15 protein-coding genes and 1 pseudogene are annotated in these 15966 nt (G+C 61.9%); 8 read left to right on the top strand and 8 right to left on the bottom strand.

Annotated features, from left to right (window positions below; genetic code table 11):
- Positions 1-71 precede the first annotated feature (71 nt).
- Both styA and styB read left to right on the top strand, forming a co-directional pair.
- Positions 72-1321: pseudogene (styA, locus tag XI06_RS42425) on the top strand (styrene monooxygenase subunit StyA).
- A gap of 12 nt (positions 1322-1333) precedes the next feature.
- A complete protein-coding gene (gene styB / locus XI06_RS42415; protein ID WP_237859708.1) occupies positions 1334-1819 on the top strand; it encodes a styrene monooxygenase NADH-dependent flavin reductase subunit StyB in 486 nt (161 codons plus the stop codon).
- Positions 1820-1856: 37 nt separating this feature from the next.
- Here styB and XI06_RS42410 read toward each other — a convergent pair whose 3' ends face one another.
- Complete coding sequence (locus XI06_RS42410; protein ID WP_271607999.1) at positions 1857-2072, bottom strand: hypothetical protein; 216 nt, start codon at positions 2070-2072, stop codon at positions 1857-1859.
- A 381-nt stretch (positions 2073-2453) separates the two neighbouring features.
- Here XI06_RS42410 and XI06_RS42405 point away from each other — a divergent pair, with 381 nt between their 5' ends.
- Positions 2454-2930, top strand: coding sequence for a histidine phosphatase family protein (locus XI06_RS42405; RefSeq protein WP_237859706.1), 477 nt, complete (start codon positions 2454-2456; stop codon positions 2928-2930).
- 77 nt (positions 2931-3007) lie between these two features.
- Positions 3008-4171 carry a hypothetical protein gene (locus XI06_RS42400; protein WP_271607998.1) on the top strand — a complete coding sequence of 388 codons (1164 nt, stop codon included), beginning with the start codon at positions 3008-3010 and terminating at the stop codon, positions 4169-4171.
- Between the two features lie 201 nt (positions 4172-4372).
- Here the strand turns inward: XI06_RS42400 and XI06_RS42395 are convergent, their stop codons facing one another.
- The gene (locus tag XI06_RS42395) at positions 4373-5728 is read right to left on the bottom strand and encodes a hypothetical protein (protein WP_271607997.1); all 1356 of its coding nucleotides are present in this window, start codon (positions 5726-5728) and stop codon (positions 4373-4375) included.
- A gap of 136 nt (positions 5729-5864) precedes the next feature.
- A complete protein-coding gene (locus XI06_RS42390; protein WP_271607996.1) occupies positions 5865-6542 on the bottom strand; it encodes a hypothetical protein in 678 nt (225 codons plus the stop codon).
- Between the two features lie 355 nt (positions 6543-6897).
- Here XI06_RS42390 and XI06_RS42385 point away from each other — a divergent pair, with 355 nt between their 5' ends.
- Both XI06_RS42385 and XI06_RS42380 read left to right on the top strand, forming a co-directional pair.
- Positions 6898-7986, top strand: coding sequence for an FAD-dependent oxidoreductase (locus tag XI06_RS42385; RefSeq protein WP_237859697.1), 1089 nt, complete (start codon positions 6898-6900; stop codon positions 7984-7986).
- A gap of 437 nt (positions 7987-8423) precedes the next feature.
- Positions 8424-8717: a DUF718 domain-containing protein gene (locus tag XI06_RS42380; protein ID WP_271607995.1), complete on the top strand. Its 294-nt coding sequence runs from the start codon at positions 8424-8426 to the stop codon at positions 8715-8717.
- An 18-nt stretch (positions 8718-8735) separates the two neighbouring features.
- Here the strand turns inward: XI06_RS42380 and XI06_RS42375 are convergent, their stop codons facing one another.
- Positions 8736-10757 carry a YgiQ family radical SAM protein gene (locus XI06_RS42375; RefSeq protein WP_271607994.1) on the bottom strand — a complete coding sequence of 674 codons (2022 nt, stop codon included), beginning with the start codon at positions 10755-10757 and terminating at the stop codon, positions 8736-8738.
- 210 nt (positions 10758-10967) lie between these two features.
- Between XI06_RS42375 and XI06_RS42370 the strand changes: the two genes are divergently transcribed.
- Positions 10968-11195, top strand: a complete 228-nt coding sequence (locus XI06_RS42370) for a hypothetical protein (protein ID WP_271607993.1) — start codon at positions 10968-10970, stop codon at positions 11193-11195.
- A gap of 4 nt (positions 11196-11199) precedes the next feature.
- On the opposite strand, the gene XI06_RS42365 is transcribed toward XI06_RS42370, so the two are convergent.
- Positions 11200-11880: a GntR family transcriptional regulator gene (locus XI06_RS42365; RefSeq protein WP_271607992.1), complete on the bottom strand. Its 681-nt coding sequence runs from the start codon at positions 11878-11880 to the stop codon at positions 11200-11202.
- 7 nt (positions 11881-11887) lie between these two features.
- The gene (locus XI06_RS42360) at positions 11888-13300 is read right to left on the bottom strand and encodes an FAD-binding oxidoreductase (protein ID WP_237859682.1); all 1413 of its coding nucleotides are present in this window, start codon (positions 13298-13300) and stop codon (positions 11888-11890) included.
- Between the two features lie 177 nt (positions 13301-13477).
- Between XI06_RS42360 and XI06_RS42355 the strand changes: the two genes are divergently transcribed.
- The gene (locus XI06_RS42355) at positions 13478-14362 is read left to right on the top strand and encodes a dihydrodipicolinate synthase family protein (protein WP_237859680.1); all 885 of its coding nucleotides are present in this window, start codon (positions 13478-13480) and stop codon (positions 14360-14362) included.
- On the opposite strand, the gene XI06_RS42350 is transcribed toward XI06_RS42355, so the two are convergent.
- Positions 14359-15600 (bottom strand): MFS transporter, encoded by a 1242-nt coding sequence (locus XI06_RS42350; RefSeq protein WP_237859678.1) that lies wholly within the window; start codon positions 15598-15600, stop codon positions 14359-14361. The genes XI06_RS42355 and XI06_RS42350 overlap by 4 nt on opposite strands.
- Positions 15597-15926: a hypothetical protein gene (locus XI06_RS42345; protein ID WP_237859676.1), complete on the bottom strand. Its 330-nt coding sequence runs from the start codon at positions 15924-15926 to the stop codon at positions 15597-15599. The genes XI06_RS42350 and XI06_RS42345 overlap by 4 nt, the downstream gene beginning before the upstream one ends.
- Between the last annotated feature and the right edge of the window lie 40 nt (positions 15927-15966).

The following is a 15966-nucleotide window of genomic DNA, read 5'->3' as shown; positions in this document are numbered from 1 at the left end:
TATTCCGTAGCGGGCAATACGGCGGATCGCTAGGCTTCCTCAAAACAAGCAATCACAGGGGAGGGATCAACATGGGACGCCATATCGGAATCGTTGGCGCCGGCATCGCCGGCCTGCATCTCGCGCTCTATCTGCAAAAGCACGGCGTGGATGCGACGATCATCACGGACCGCCCGCCGGAGGAGTATCGCGACATCCGGCTGCTCAACACCGTCGCCCATCACCACGTCACGATCGCACGCGAGGACTATCTCGGCGTCAATCACTGGACCGACCCGAAGGACCATTATTACTACCACGACCACGTCTTCAACTTCCCGCAGCCGCTCAGCTTCCGCGGCGACTTCTCGAAAGCGAGCCGCGCCGTCGATTACAGGCTCTATCTTCCTGCCCTGATGCAGGACTTCATGAAGCGCGGCGGCAAGATCGAGTACAAAAGGATCGAGGAGCGCGACATCGCTCCGCTGGTCGCGCGCTTCGACCTGCTCGTCGTCTCCACAGGCAAGGGGCCGCTCGGCCAGCTCTTCACCTATCGTCCCGAGCACTCGCCCTATCAGCAGCCGCAGCGGCGCCTCTGCGTCGGGCTCTACACCGGCGTGCGGCAGCCCGATCCCATGAACGTCACGCTGTCGGTGTCGCCGGGTCATGGCGAGATGATCGTGATCCCGACCGTCACCTTCGGCGGCATCGCCAACGCGCTGTTGATGGAGAACGTGCCGGGCGGCGACATGGAGGAGTTGGCGACGCTCAGCTACGACGACAATCCAAAGCACTTCCTGCAGGTGCTGCTGGGCAAGCTGGAGAAGCATCATCCCACCACCTACGACCGCATCGACACCCTCAGGTTCGATCTGGCGCAGCCGCAGGATCTCTTGCAGGGCGGCGTGGTCCCGACCGTGCGCAACACGATGGTCGAGTTCGACGACGGCAAATGCGCGATCGCGCTCGGCGACGTCCACGCCATCGTCGACCCCATGATGGGGCAGGGTGCAAATGTCGCCTCCTACGCGGCCTTCGTGCTCGGCGAGGAGATCGTCAACGCCGACGCGCTCGATGCGCGCCTCTGCGAGAAGATCGATTTGAAGCGGCAGGACCGCGTGTTGGCGGCCTCGCGCTGGACCAATGTGATGCTGCAACCGCCGACGGAAGCGCTCGGCAGCTGATCGGCGCGATGAGCCAGAACCCGGCGCTCGCCAACGAGTTCACCGAGAATTTCAACTATCCGGACCGGCAGTGGGACCGCATCTCGACGCCGCAGCGCATCCGGGCCTGGATCGAACGCATGTCGGCGCCGTCAGAGCCCGTCAGGGCGATCGCGTGAGCGAAGAGTAAGATGCAGCGCGCCAATCCCGCATCGTTCCGCGAAGCCGCATCACGCTTCGCGACCGGCGTCGCGGTGCTGACCGCGCTCGACGAGCACGGCAGCGTTTGCGGCATGACCGCGAACAGTTTTGTCACCGTCAGCCTGTCGCCGCCGACCGTGCTGGTCTCCGTCATGCCGGGCCGCATGCACCGCGCGATCTCGGCCACCGGCCGCTATTGCGTCAACGTCCTGCCCGACCACGGCCGCGACCTGTCGCGGCATTTCGCCAGCCAGCCGAACACCGGCGCTGCTCCGGATTACGACATCGTCGATGGCCTGCCGCGCCTGCAGGGATGCATCGCCTGGTTCGCCTGCGAGGTCACCCGCCTCGTCGACGTCAGCGACCACACCCTGATCATCGCCGAAGTCTCGGCCTGCGACCATCGCGACACCACGCCACTGGTGTTCTTTTCCAGCCGGTATCATCGCGGGGCGGGGGTGCCGGTGGAGAGATGAGGCCGCGGGCAATCGCAAATGAGCGATCTACGCACGATCAATCTCCTACCTCAGGTATTCTGGTTTCCTTCCATGGATTTTTTGCGCGCTTGAGCTTCTTTGCGAGACCTGCACCCCTCTTAAGCCTTTTAAGAAGGTGCTCCACCAAATCCTCCCGCTCTGATTTCTTCTCGAGCGAGTAATGCTTGATGGTGATTTCCAGGCGATCGCGTTTGGGATGGTATTCATGTTGAATGGATGGCCTTTTCGACATTGTTGACCCTCTTGGTTCGTCTAAGCTGTCGTGCAATCCAATTCCACCGCAGAGAAGCAGGCCAATCGGGGAATACGCCATAAAGTGGCATTCGGCCTAACCATTTCATTGCAGCCGAAGTCCGCGACGGGAAATGAGCGCCCGGTATGCTTGAGTGTACGATCGACCTGCCGATCGGCACTGTGATTTAGCTTACATTTGGTCGAGCGAAGTCCTGCTACACAAGACCTGCTGGAAAAGAGTGCCGGTCATCGAGCTTGGGCTGCGCTTGGCAGTCATCAGCGGCCACGCAAGCTGAAAAGGCAAGAAACGAAATCGCGTAACGTCAGTGTAGAAATTCTGTTGCTGCGACCGCAGACGGCAATAGGGAGCATTTCTATCATGACCGCTAAGGTGATTTTGGTAATGCGACACGGCGAAAAGTCGGACGATCCGCTTGATCCCGACCTCACTCCCGCCGGCAAAGCTCGCGCGCAACGGCTGGCTCAATACATTCCAGCGACGTTCGGAAAGCCGAAGTGGCTATTTGCGACCGCTGCTTCGAAGCACAGTCGGCGTCCAATTCAGACGCTGGAGCCTCTTGCCAGGCAATGTCACCTGACAATCGATGAAACCTACGCCGATCAGGACTACGGCGCGCTGGCTCACCACCTTCGCAAGAGCGATGCTTTTGATGGCGCGCTCGTCGTCGTCTGTTGGCATCACGGAAATGTTCCGCCAATGATGCATGCGCTGAAGGCATCGGCGGGCGATTATCCGGACCCTTGGAAAGGCGATGTTTTCGATCTCATTCTTCAAGTCAAGTTTGCGAAGGATCGGGAAACGCCCGAGGTTACGAAAGTGCGGGAGCCGTTCTGACGTCGTGTCTGAAGGTCGCTGCTCGATCGACCGTCGCGGTGAAAAATTTCGAGAGGAAACAATTTCGAGAGGAAACAATGGATCGGTTGCCGAAGGAGCGAACGTCCGTTCTGGTGACAGGAACGTTTTTTCTGGCGGCTTTGGCTGCGGCATTTGTGCCGGCTCCCTTGCGCGCCGCGCCGCCCGGTTACGAGATCCAGAGTTTTCCAGTGCCGGAAGCGCTCCAGTCGCAGGGCCAATCGCTTTCAGCTGACAGCAAGGATTGGATGAAGAAGTGGAAGGGAATGAACCTTGAGGATAGCTCCAGCTATACATTCAAGGAGTTGTCCGGTTCGACCTCGATCAATATGAAGATCGAGAAGATCGATACGTCGGATCCGAAGGGCTATAAGTCGCGCGGATCCTTCGTCCCACGGAACAGCTCAGCCAATCCCGACGTCGAGATAGCGGCTTTCAATCTCAGTACCATCCTTGGATACGACCGGATATATCGCCCCGCCGCGCGCTACGAGCTTGGTCCGATCGCGAGCCAAGCGTTCAGATCTCTTATCGGAAAGTACAGCATTCACGGTTCTGCACGGTTGGCCAACAAGGCCCGGATATTGAAGGCCATACAATCCGGGCCGCCCTTGAAGGGATGTGTCAAGGCCAAGAAGGATGAGACGGGCGTCGCGTTCGACGCGATCGCCAATACCCACGCCGCGTCGAATGGCGCGCCGAACGCCGGTCATCCAATCATTCGGTTCCTGCAGGCCGCGAATGAGAAACCGATGGCAGGCAAGAGCCTGACTTTGAAAACCGGCTATGACGGCGACGAACTCGAGCTCGTGCGGGAATATTCGGTCATCATGACGATCGACGCCATCACCCAGCAGTGGGACCGGTACAGCGGCGGCAACGTGGCGATCCGGAAAGACGATCAAGGCCGCGCTCATTTCTACATGACTGATAACGGCGGTGCAGATCTCAGCGACAGTTGGAACGCGCATAATCTGACCTGGTTCAGCCGCTTCGATCGCGGCGTCATCCAGAAACTGGCCGATCTGAAACGATTCCTCGACACCCCCGCGACCGGCTATCTCGGATATTCCGATCCTGAAGTCTTCGTCACCGACCTCGGTCTCTATTCCCAGAACAGCGCGGCGATCAATGTTCAGCGGCTCAGAAGGAACCTGGGGTTTGTGCTGGACTATGTCCGAGCTACCGAAACCAAGTTCGGCGATAAAGCCTACTTTGACTGAGTCTGCGAGACGCAATGAAATGGCGCGGCTATCGTACTCGCCCGCAGCAAAGTGCTCCGCCATCGGTTGAATGCTGTTTCACTCACTTCGGGCCGAGCAGTCCTGGGGCATTCCAAGCCGATCCAGGAATGGCTTCGCTCATGCGTCTCTTGACGACAGGCAGATCAGGATACAGCTGCCGCGGCATCGGAGTGGTCGCTCTCACGGCTCGCAACTCGTGACTTTGACTGTTTGGTTCGAGAAGTGGGCCTGCAGATCCAAATCGAGCTTCAGGCCGCCTTTTAGACATGCTTGATGCAGCTTGGTCGCAAGGTCCTTCAGATTCTTTCGGATGTTGGCGTAATCGTCGGCAGTAAAAACCAGTTCTCGGACGAAGAAATCCTTCGTTTCAGCGGAATCGGCAACAGCGTCAAGTTGCTGAAGAAGGAGGTAGGTCCTTGGATCGATGTGCGCAATGCGACCGGCCAGGCCGACTTGATTTGCAACATTCTCCTTTGCGACCCCGCAGTCATTGTCTTTCAGGAGCATCTTCTTGAGTTGAACGGCTCCCAGTTTCGCAGCCTCTTCGGGCGTCAAGTTCTTGCTCGACTTCAGCTTGGGGCTGCCATCCGCGTCCAGATCGGCAGCGTCGATGTAGTAATAGGTCGTAAGATAGTGGATGTTGCCGAAGCGATCCTGCTGGTTCATCAGCGTGTCGATCACGATCAAGTCCGCGGCATCCTTGAGCTGTACCATCTTCTGAACGTTTTCGGTTGTGAAACTTCGTCCCACCAACGTACTGATGTCCGCGTTGTGGGCCAGCATTTGCACGATCGGGTTCTTGTCGCGGAAGTTCGACGCGCGGGCTACGTTGTTGGCTCCGCCGTTGAAGAACTCCTTATAGAAGCTTTCGTGCTTTGGATTTTCGCTAAGGGCGCCATACGATTGGGTGAAGTCGGCGGTTAACAGAGAATCCCGCCTCTTGCCATTCGCGCCTGCCGTCAATTGCGCCATCAGGCTTGCCCAAGTCTGATGAATAAGACTGTTCGAGGCGGTCTCCGCCAGAGCCGCGCGACCGAGGGCAATATGATTTTGCAGGTCAAACGTGCGCAGAACTGCCGGAGGTACGTCAGCGATGCCACCGAGCATGCGCGACAGATGGTAGTAGCCGAGGATGGATGGCGTGTAGCTGCAGCTGGAGCTCAGCTTGTATTTGGCTATCTTGTGGGCGCCGGCAGTGTTGCAACGAGCGGCCTCGACCTGTTGGGGAGTGCCTCCTTGGGGGAGTGAATAGAGGTCAAGACCCGGATTGGTGCTGTTGAGTTTCGGACAAACAGCGGAATTCTGATGCTCGTCGATATTGCAAAGCCGACTCTCGATCTCGATGTCCTTGTCGAAATATCTCCCTGCGGCGAGGTGCTTGGGAACGACGCAAATCTCGGCATTTCTGCCGGGCACCGGAATCTGCATGGTCTGTTCGCCGCGCGCAGGGTCGACCGACAAGCCGGCATGGGCGTATGCCGAACCCAGGAGCTGCAGCGGCAGCAGTAGAAGCTGAGTGAAACGCACTGGTTTCATCGCGTGTCCTCCCAGTCTCGCCTGGCACGTGGAGGAAAACCCGCTGGCGCGAGTTCTCCGATTGGTTTGCATTCGCAACTTCCATCCGCCGCGCCGACCGCGGCGACTGGCTGCGGTTCAGCGCAGAGCGCTTGCCTCAATGGTATTGCGGACAGACGCGAGCCGCGTCCTGCTCGGAAATTTGCAGCTCTGGATCGGTGAACCGTACGAAATTCGCGACTTGGTCGTGCTCTTTTGGATAACGGATCTTGGGCGGGATCACGCTATCCCAATAGTCGGCCGCTTTGTGGGAATCCCATCCCGCTGGAGCGCAAAATTGAGTGAGGGCCGCGGCCGAGATAAAACCGGAAGCGTGCAGGCCATACCAGCAATGGACGTACATCGCCCCCTTGCCTTGAGTGATGATGTCATGGAGCTTGACGAACACCGTTCTCAAGGCCGCGCGGTTGTCCCACTGGTGATAGTCATATTGGAGCGAATTAGCAGCGCAGCTGACATTCTCGGTTCCGTTCCATCCGGTTCGATACGCGTACACTGCCTGCGAGAAGCCGGCTTTGCAAAGTGCCTGAAGAGATTGATTTTGCAGCGGTCGGCGTGGACCGTCGACACCAGCGCGAGAACCTTCGGTGCCGCCGCGATACAGGACCCCGGGCATGACGACTCGAAAATGCGTGAGTCCTGTTCCGTTGCCGACTGGAAAGAGCTTCTCTTTCTTCATATCGGCGTCGTCGGTTCCCGCAGGCTGCGCAAGAGCGCTCGCTGCAACTGACAGTCCCAAAAGCAGAACCGAACAAAATCCAGGGATTTTGGACATGGCGTCTCCTCACCGAAGATAGTCAGTCTTGATGTCGCGTCGGACCTTGCTTGCCTCCTGAAAGCGAGAAGAGCGAGGTGGCTCCAGCGCTCCCGGCCGGTTGAGCAGATCCCGTCAGAGCATGATCCGCAAAAGTGTGAAGCGGTTTTCCGAACAGATCATGCTCAAACAAGGAGCTAAAGCGCGATGACGATTCAAACCAATCTCATCGCGCTTTAGTCTGCAACGTTAGAGCAGGCTGCGACCGAAGGTTGTGAACCACTTCACATGGCCGAAAAATGCGATTGGGCTAAAGTTGCAATCTGACACCAAGTCCGCTTGGTGCAGACGTTCATGGGTTTCGCGAGGACCGGACATGCCAGCAACGCCCAATTTGCCGACGCCCGATTTCACCTTCGATGCCGACCAGCCCGGCGCATGTATCGCCGGCGTACGGCCGTATCGCAACGGATCCTACCGTCTCGACGCCGAGACGATCTCGAGTAAATTCTTCGTCCACAACTACGGGCATGGCGGTGCCGGTATTACGTTGAGCTGGGGCTGCGCCTCCAAGGTGCGGGATATCGTCAGGAGCCATCTGGTTGGCTCGCCCAATAGGAAAGTGGCCGTCCTGGGTGCAGGGGTGATGGGCTTGACCGCCGCCACGCTGCTTGCCGATCTCGGTCTGACGGTCACGATCTATTCGGACCGCGCGCCGCTGCAGACTACGTCATCCAAGGCCGGCGGCCAGTGGGCCGTGTCGGTGGTGGAATTCGCGGGCAAGCAACAGGAACTCACGGACATCATCAGGTTCGCATACACGACCTTCAAGGCGAGCATCGGCCAGGGCTTTGGCGTCAGCGAGCGGCCGAACTATTCGGCCACGCCGTCGCATAATCTGGATGTCGTGATCCAGCTGGCGCCCGGTCTCATCAAGCCGAGGGAATCGCTTCCAAGGGAGCCGTTCGAGGGCCATACCAAGCCTGGCTTCGTCTACCAGACCTTGCTGATCGAACCGCCGATCTTTCTTGCGAAGCTCGAAGCAGATCTGCGGGCGCGCGGCACGACGTTCGTGAACAAGAAATTCGTCAACAGGTCGGATATCATCGCGTCGGTGCCGGAAACGATCGTCGTCAATTGCACCGGGCTCGGCTCGATGACGTTGATGAGCGATCCGAAGATGGTCCCGATCAAGGGCCAGTTGGCGATGTTGCCCCCGCAGCCCGCGTTGCAATATTTGTATGGTCAGGATGGATACATGTTCCCGCGTGCCGATCACGTCGTCATCGGCGGGACGTTCGAGGTCGGTGTGAACAATGAGACGGCAGATAAATCCGTGTGCCAGGGCCTCGTTAGTCACATTGCCTCTCAGTTTGGCAAGGCGTCGGCGAAGCCTCTTCCGGACATCCATATCCACAACCCGGACCACGCGCCGATCGTCAATCCGCAAATCCCGGAGGTCTGAGGTGCTGTCCAAAATTTATCGCGCTCTGACCGGATCGGGTTGATTTCACTCGCCGCCATGTCGATGATCTCTCCGATGGTGTTGTGCGGGATGCAGCTCATCACCCATTTTGCCGATTGGATCTGGCGAGCAGATGCGTGTCGAGCTGTGACGGGAGCGGGCACTTGCCACAGGCCGCGATGATTCCATCCTACACCTGTTTTGCCCGACGCCTCAAGCGATTTTCGGTTTTACGGAAATTTTTCGCGCGAACGCCCGCTCAAGCACGATGACCGCTCGACTCGGCCTCGTAGCAGTTCAAGCCCTTGATTTCGCACTCGCGGGCTACTGTGCATGGGGTTGTTTTCGACTTTTTGCTTCCAGGGTGCAAAACTATCGGTCCGAGCCCGACCCGTCCGGCGCTCGCCTTTCATCAATCCATTTTCAGGAGACGCACCATGCAGGCTTACAATGTGGTGAAGTTCAGGGTGAAGCAGGGTGAGGAGGCCGCCTTCCTCGATGCACACCGGAACGGTAAGGCCAAATGGCCGGGCCTTGAACATGGCGTCATCATCAAGACCGGCGAGCAGACCTTTTGCCTGATCGGCCAATGGTCCAGTCAGGACGCAATGGTTGCGGCGCGATCGGCGATGATCAAGACGCTCGACAGTTTCAGGTCGGTGCTCGAGGACCAGGGCCAGGGGCGCGGCGTCACCGATGCCGTGTCGGGGGCGGTGGTGCTCGATCTCTAGCAGGCGCGCGGGAGCGCGCTACTTCATCAGCCGTATGCCCTTGGTCGTGAACTTCTGCGTCTTGCCGCCTGGGCGAAGGGGGCGCCTGGTGCCGGCGGCCTTGCCGGTGCCGGGCGGCTGGTGGGCGGGGACGAGCTGGTCGGGACGCGAGCCGATCAGGTCGCGGCGGCCCATCTCGATCAGGGCCTCGCGCAGCACCGGCCAGTTATCAGGGTCGTGATAGCGCAGGAACGCCTTGTGCAGGCGGCGCTGGCGCAGGCCCTTGATCGCCTCGACCCTGTCGCTGCCGCCGTGGCGCACGCCGCGCAAGGGATTGACGCCGGTGTGGTACATCGCGGTGGCCGTCGCCATCGGCGAGGGCAGGAAGGTCTGCACTTGATCGGCGCGATAGCGGTTCTTCTTCAGCCACAGCGCGAGGTTCATCATGTCCTCGTCGGTCGTGCCCGGATGTGCCGCGATGAAATAGGGGATCAGGTAATATTTCTTGCCGGCGCGCTCGGCGGCCTCGTCGAACATCCGCTTGAACTTGTTGTAGGCGCCGATGCCGGGCTTCATCATCTTGTCGAGCGGGCCGCGCTCGGTATGCTCAGGGGCGATCTTGAGATAGCCGCCGACGTGATGGGTGACGAGCTCCTTGATGTATTCGGGACTCTCGACCGCGAGGTCGTAGCGCACGCCCGAGGCGACCATCACTTTCTTGATGCCCTTGGTCTCGCGCACCTTGCGATAGAGGCGGATGAGATCGTCATGCGAGGTGTTGAGGTTCGGGCAGATCTCGGGGAAGACGCAGGATGGCCGCCGGCACGCGGCCTCGACCTTCGGGTCCTTGCAGGCCATCCGGTACATGTTGGCGGTGGGGCCGCCGATGTCGGAGATCACGCCGGTGAAGCCCGGCGTCTTGTCGCGGATCTTTTCGATCTCGCGCAGGATCGATCCTTCCGAGCGGTTCTGGATGATGCGGCCCTCATGCTCGGTGATCGAGCAGAAGGTGCAGCCGCCGAAGCAGCCGCGCATGATCGTCACCGAGAACTTGATCATGTCCCAGGCCGGGATCTTCGCCTCGCCATATGACGGATGCGGCGCGCGGGCGTAGGGCAGATCGTAGACCGCGTCCATCTCCTCTGAGGTCAGCGGGATCGGCGGCGGGTTGAGCCAGAGATCGCGGTCGCCGTGACGCTGCACCAGAGGCCGCGCATTGCCGGGATTGCTCTCCCGGTGCAGCACGCGTGAGGCGCGGGCGTAGGCTTCCTTGTCCTGCTCGACCTGCTCCAGTGCCGGCAGGCGGATCACGGTTGCGCCCTTCTGGCGCGTGGCGCCTTCGTCGGCGGAATCGAGATCGTCGGCGTGCAGCTCGGCATAGTCTTCGGGCACCCGGCGGAACAGCGCGACGCCCCTGATATCATCGAGCTCGCGCGGTGCATCGCCGGCGGCGAGACGGTGCGCCACTTCGACGACGGCGCGCTCGGCATTGCCGTAGAGCAGCAGATCGGCCTTGGCGTCGGCCAGCACCGAGCGGCGCACCTTGTCCGACCAGTAATCGTAATGCGCGATCCGGCGCAGCGAGGCCTCGATGCCGCCGAGCACGATCGGCACGTCCTTGAACGCCTCGCGGCAACGCTGGGCGTAGACGATGGTGCAGCGGTCCGGCCGCTTGCCGCCTTCGCCGCCGGCGGTGTAGGCGTCGTCGCTGCGGATGCGGCGGTCCGCGGTGTAGCGATTCACCATGGAGTCCATGTTGCCGCCGGTAACGCCGAAGAACACCTTTGGCTTGCCGAGTGCCTTGAACGGCTCGGCCGAGTGCCAGTCCGGCTGGGCGATGATGCCGACGCGAAAGCCCTGCGCCTCCAGCAGCCGGCCGATGATGGCCATGCCGAAGCTCGGATGGTCGACATAGGCGTCCCCGGTCACCAGCACGATGTCGCATTCGTCCCAGCCGAGCGCGTCCATCTCGGCGCGGCTCATGGGGAGGAACGGCGCCGGCTTGCGCGGGCGCGCCTGTGCCATCAGGGGCTTGTCGGCGGTGATGATCTGGGTGTCCATGGGGCCTACGCATAGGACTCCGGACGCGCGAATACAACCGACGGGAGCGTGAAAGATGGCGGTTCCGTCCTCGTTCGGGCGCATTAACCCTTCGCGAGCGCCGGCTGGACCTCGGCCGTCGTGGCCGGCTCACCACCCGCGCAGTGGTTCATTTGCAGGAACGATCCGGGTCCGCGCACATTCTGACTTAGGGGCCGTGGCGAGCCCGGCTTGCGCGCGCCCGTGCCCACGATCCGGGTTGCCTCGATATTCGCCTCGGGCGATGGGGGAGCTGTGAGTACAGTCATAGAGAATTTGCTGTCGCGGAAGCAGAAGCTTGTCGAACAGCTCGAGAAGGCGCCGTCGGTCGAGGACCGCGACAAAATTGAGCACCAGCTCGAACAGATCAACACGGCGCTGGATTTTCTCGACAGGCCGGGACCACGGGGCGGGGAATAGCCGCTCAATTCGCCGCCGGCGTCTCCACCTTCAAGGCTTTGGCGTAGACTACGCCCGAATTGGTGATGTGCGTGGTCATCGCCGCTTCGAACGCCGCAAACTCCCCGCGCGCGAACAGATCGAGCAGCTTGCGATGCTCGTCGAACGACGAGCGGGTGCGCACGTCGATCGGTGAGGTCAGGTTGGTGCGGAGCGCCGCCACGCGCCCCGAGACGAGCTGGTAGGATTCGGCGAGATAGCGATTGCCGCAATGCGCGAACAGGCCTTCGTGAAAGGCAGCGTCGGCGCGGCCATAGGCGATGTTGTCCTTGGCCTCAACCGCCGGCTCCATCGCCGCGATCGCCCCGCTCAGGGTCGCGATGGCGCCGTCGCGGTCGTGGCGAAAGGCGAGTTCGGCGGCTTTGGGCTCGAGCGCGATGCGGAAGGTGCAGAGCGCGGTGATGTCCTCGGCGCTGGGCGTGAACACGAAGCTGCCGACCTGCGGCCGGATCACCACCAGCCCCTGAGCCTGCAACTGGCCCATCGCCTCCCGCACCGGCGTGCGGCTGACGCCGAATGAGTTCGCCACCATCTCCTCCGAGATGGCGGCACCGAGCGCGAACTCGCCGTCGATAATGGCCTGCCGCAGCCGCAGCATCACCCGCTGCGACAGCGATTTCGGCGCATCGAGCTTGAGCGATCGCATTGTCCCCTCAGATCACCTTGCCGGGGTTGAGCAGATGATCAGGATCGAGCGCGGCCTTCAGCGTCCGCATCAGCGCGATCTCCGCCTCGCTACGGGCATGTCCCAGCCACTTCTTCTTCAGCGTGCCGATGCCGTGCTCGGCGGACACGCTGCCGCCCATGTCACGCACGAGGCCATAGATGATGGTGTCCATCTCCTCCTTGGGCTGCTGCTCGACGGGAAGGCCCGTGACCCAGGAGACGAGGTGCAGATTGCCGTCGCCGACATGGCCGTAATAGACGCTTTCGCAGCCCTTGATGCCGGAAGCCAGCGCCGCCTTGCAGCGCGTGGCGAACGCGTCCATCCGCGCCACCGCAAGACCGATGTCGTAGGAGATGTGCGGCCCCAGCACCTGGCCGAACTCGGCGCAGATGTCGCGCACGCGCCAGAACGCTTGCGTCTGCGCCAGCGATTGCGCCACGGCCGCGTCGACCAGCAGGCCCCGCTCCATCAGCTCCTCGAGCCAGGCCTGGAAACGCGGCGCATCGACGCTCTCGTCGGTGCCCTGCGCCTCGACCAGCACATAGAGACCCTGACCTGCGGCGACCGGCGGCTTGACGCCTGCGCGATTCGTGATCACGTCCCAATAATCCGGCCACATCACTTCGAAGGCCGACAGCAACGGGCCGAGCCCGCTGCGGGCGGCATCGAGCAGCGCGATCACAGCGGCATAGTCCTTCAATGCGCAGAGCGCGGCCATGGTCGAGCGCGGTTTCGGGAACAGTCTCAGCACCACGCGGGTGATGATGCCGAGCGTGCCTTCCGAGCCGATGAAGAGGTGCTTCAGATCGTAGCCGGCGTTGTTCTTCATCAGCTTGTTGAGGCTGGTGATGATGGTGCCGTCGGGCAGCACAACTTCGAGGCCGAGCACCAACTCGCGCGTCATGCCGTAGCGGATGACGCGGTTGCCGCCGGCATTGGTCGAGAGATTGCCGCCGATGGCGCAGGAGCCGCGCGAGCCGAGGTCAAGCGGAAAGAACAAGCCGGCCTCGTCGGCGGCCTTCTGGATCGTCTCCAGCGGCGTTCCTGACTTCACCGTCATCGTCATCGAGGCGCGATCGATCTCCTCGATGCCGGTCATGCGCTCCAGCGAGATCGCGATCCAGCCCGCTTCGGGCGCGGCGCCGCGGCAGAGCCCGGTCAAGCCGCCCTGCGGCACGAAGGGCAGGCGCGCCTGTCGGCAGGCCGCAATCGCATCGGCAACACCCTGCGCATCAAGCGGTCGGATCACCGCCAGCGGCGTTTGCGGCAGGCTCGCGCTCCAGTCGTTGCAATTGCGCGCGGGCACGTCGCTGCCGGTGAGCACGGCCGCAGCGCCGAGCTTATCGCGCAAGGCTGCGAGCAGTGGCTCGGGATATCCGACAGGGGTCACCATGTTCATGCGAGACCTCCTCTAAATTTGGCTGCGCCTCATGCGCGTTGAGCCGGCGGAAAGCGTTTGCGCCTGTCTTGTATGTAAGGTACAAGATAAAAAGTAAAGCAAAAACAAGGTCCGGTCGCCCCCGAAGATCGTTATCGATCAGGGGTTTGTTCCGGAGCCGTAACGATGGGTGGTGCTATGACGGAGGCAATTCGCGGATTCTGGGTGGCGTCGGCGACGCCGCTGGCGCCGGACGGCAGCGTGGATTCCACCAAGCTCGCCGCTCACGCCAAGCAGCTGTTCGGCAAGGGCGTCGACGGCGTCGTGTTGTTCGGCACCACAGGCGAGGGCACCTCTTTCAATGTCAACGAACGCATCGCGACCATCGAAGCCGTCCTCAAGGCGGGCGTGCCGGCGGAGCGCATCGGCATCGGCGGCGGCTTTCCCGCCATCAGCGACAGCATAGCGCTGGCGCGCGCCGTGCTCGGCCTCGGCCTGCGACACGTTCTGATCCTGCCGCCTTATTTCGATCGCAGCGCCACGCCTGAGGGCATCGAGGATGCCTTCGCCGCTGTCATTGACGGCGTCGCCGATGATCGCCTGCGCGCCTACCTCTATCACATCCCGCAGATCTCAGGCGTCGCGATCCCGACCAGTGTCGCCGCGAATTTGCGCAAGCGTTACGGCAAAACGGTTGCGGGCCTGAAGGACTCCAGCGGCGACTTCAAGCAATTCCAGGCGTTCCGTGCAGCGGCACCCGAGCTTGCCATCACCGTCGGCAACGAAACCGATATCGCGCGCGCGATCGCCGGTGGCGGTGCCGGCACCATCTGCGGCATGGCCAATATCGCGCCGGAGCTGGTCAAGGCGATGATCGATGACAAGGACGTCGAGGCGCGCATGCAGGCCGCTGTCGATATCGTGGTGAAGTCGCCGTCCTTCCTGACGACGCTGAAGGCCATCCTCGCTGCGCAGACCGGCGATGCCGGCTGGCTCCGCGTGCGCCCGCCGCTTCGCGCATTGTCCGACGGCGCCGCGCTCAAGGCGAAGCTCGACGAGCTGACCAACCCGGCGATCGCCTAAGCGCGCGTTTGATCGCTGTGATCGTCCGCGGCGCGCGCTGACATGGCGCGCACCGCGACGAGCGCGGCGGCAAAACCTGCCGCCGCTCCCACGCCGAGCGCCCAGCGCGGGCCGAGATGATCCGCCACCCATCCGACAATCGGTGCGCCGATCGGCGTGCCGCCCAGCGCGACGCCGAGCCGCAATGCCATGACGCGCCCCCTCATCCGCGGTTCTGTGGAGAGCTGCATCATGGCGTTCGAGGTGTTGGTGACCGTGAGCGCGGCAACGCCGATCAAAACCAGCGTGCCTCCGAACAGCCAATAGCTCGGCGCAAGCGCGGCCAGCGTGCATCCGGCGCCAAACGTTGCGGCTCCCATTAGCAGCGAGATGAATTTCGGCTGCGCTCGCCCGGCAGCCAGCAGCGCGCCCGAGATCGTGCCGACCGCCATCGTCGACGATAACAGGCCAAAGCCGCGCGCGTCGGTGTGGAAGACGCTGACCGCCATGGTCGAGATGAAGATCGGGAAGTTCAGTCCGAACGTCCCGATCAGGAACAGCATGATCATGATCGCCCTGAGATCCCTGCGCGACCACACGTAGCGAAAACCTTCCGTCATGCCGCCCGGTGCTCGGTGCGCTCGTGCATTCGGGCGAAGCTCCGACGTGCGCAGCAGTGCGAGCGAGCAGAGCACCGCCACGAAGGATGCAGCGTTGAGCAGGAAGGCCCAGCCGGTGCCGATCGAGGCGATGACGATTCCCGCGATCGCGGGCCCGACCATCCGCGCGGCATTGAAGGACGTCGAGTTCAGCGCGATCGCGTTGGAGAGTTCCCCGTCGCCGACCAGCTCGGCCACGAAAGTCTGGCGCACCGGAGCGTCGAAGGCCGCGGCGCAGCCGAACAGGAAGGCGAACACATAGACGTGCCAGAGCTGCACAAGGCCGGTGACCGTGAGAAGGCCAAGCACCAGCGCCAGCAGTCCCATCGTCGCCTGGGTCGCGACCAGAAGCCGCCGTTGATTGAAATGATCGGCGGCAAATCCGGTCCACGGCATCAGCAGGAGCTGCGGTCCGAACTGGAGCGCCATTACGATGCCGACGGCCTGCGCATTGTGTCGTGTCAGCTCGGTGAGAACGAGCCAGTCCTGCGCGGCGCGCTGCATCCACGTCCCGGTGTTGGACACCAGCGCTCCCGCAGCCCAAACACGGTAATTGTAGTTCCGCAGTGAGCGAAATGTGCCCGCGCCTGGCACGCTCATGACCCCGTGGGCGTGTTGCCGCCGTGGAATTGGCCGAACCGCCGCGCGAGGAAAAGGCCGAGGATCAGCGCGCCGAGCCCGAGCGCGACGACATCGGCCGTATCAAGCAGGGCGAACTCCCCGACTCGGCAGACGAGGAGATATCCGACCGTCACATTGAAGAAACCCCAGAGCACGTTGACCGTCGACGAAGACAGACCTTCTCCCCGCGGCGTCGCAAACGGCGTCTGGAACGGTTCGCCGCGCAGGCCGCTGACAAGATGTGGAGTGGCGTTCGCCAGAAATGCGCCGCCCCAAAAATAGGAAACGAGATGAAGCCAGTTCATTTCTGCGCGCTCCGTGTGGTCAATTCGGCGATGATTGCCT

The organism is Bradyrhizobium sp. CCBAU 11434 (assembly GCF_028128895.1).
Taxonomy (GTDB): Bacteria; Pseudomonadota; Alphaproteobacteria; order Rhizobiales; family Xanthobacteraceae; genus Bradyrhizobium; species Bradyrhizobium zhengyangense.
Note: the sequence above shows the minus strand (reverse complement) of the source record. Positions and strands in the feature narration are given on the sequence as shown.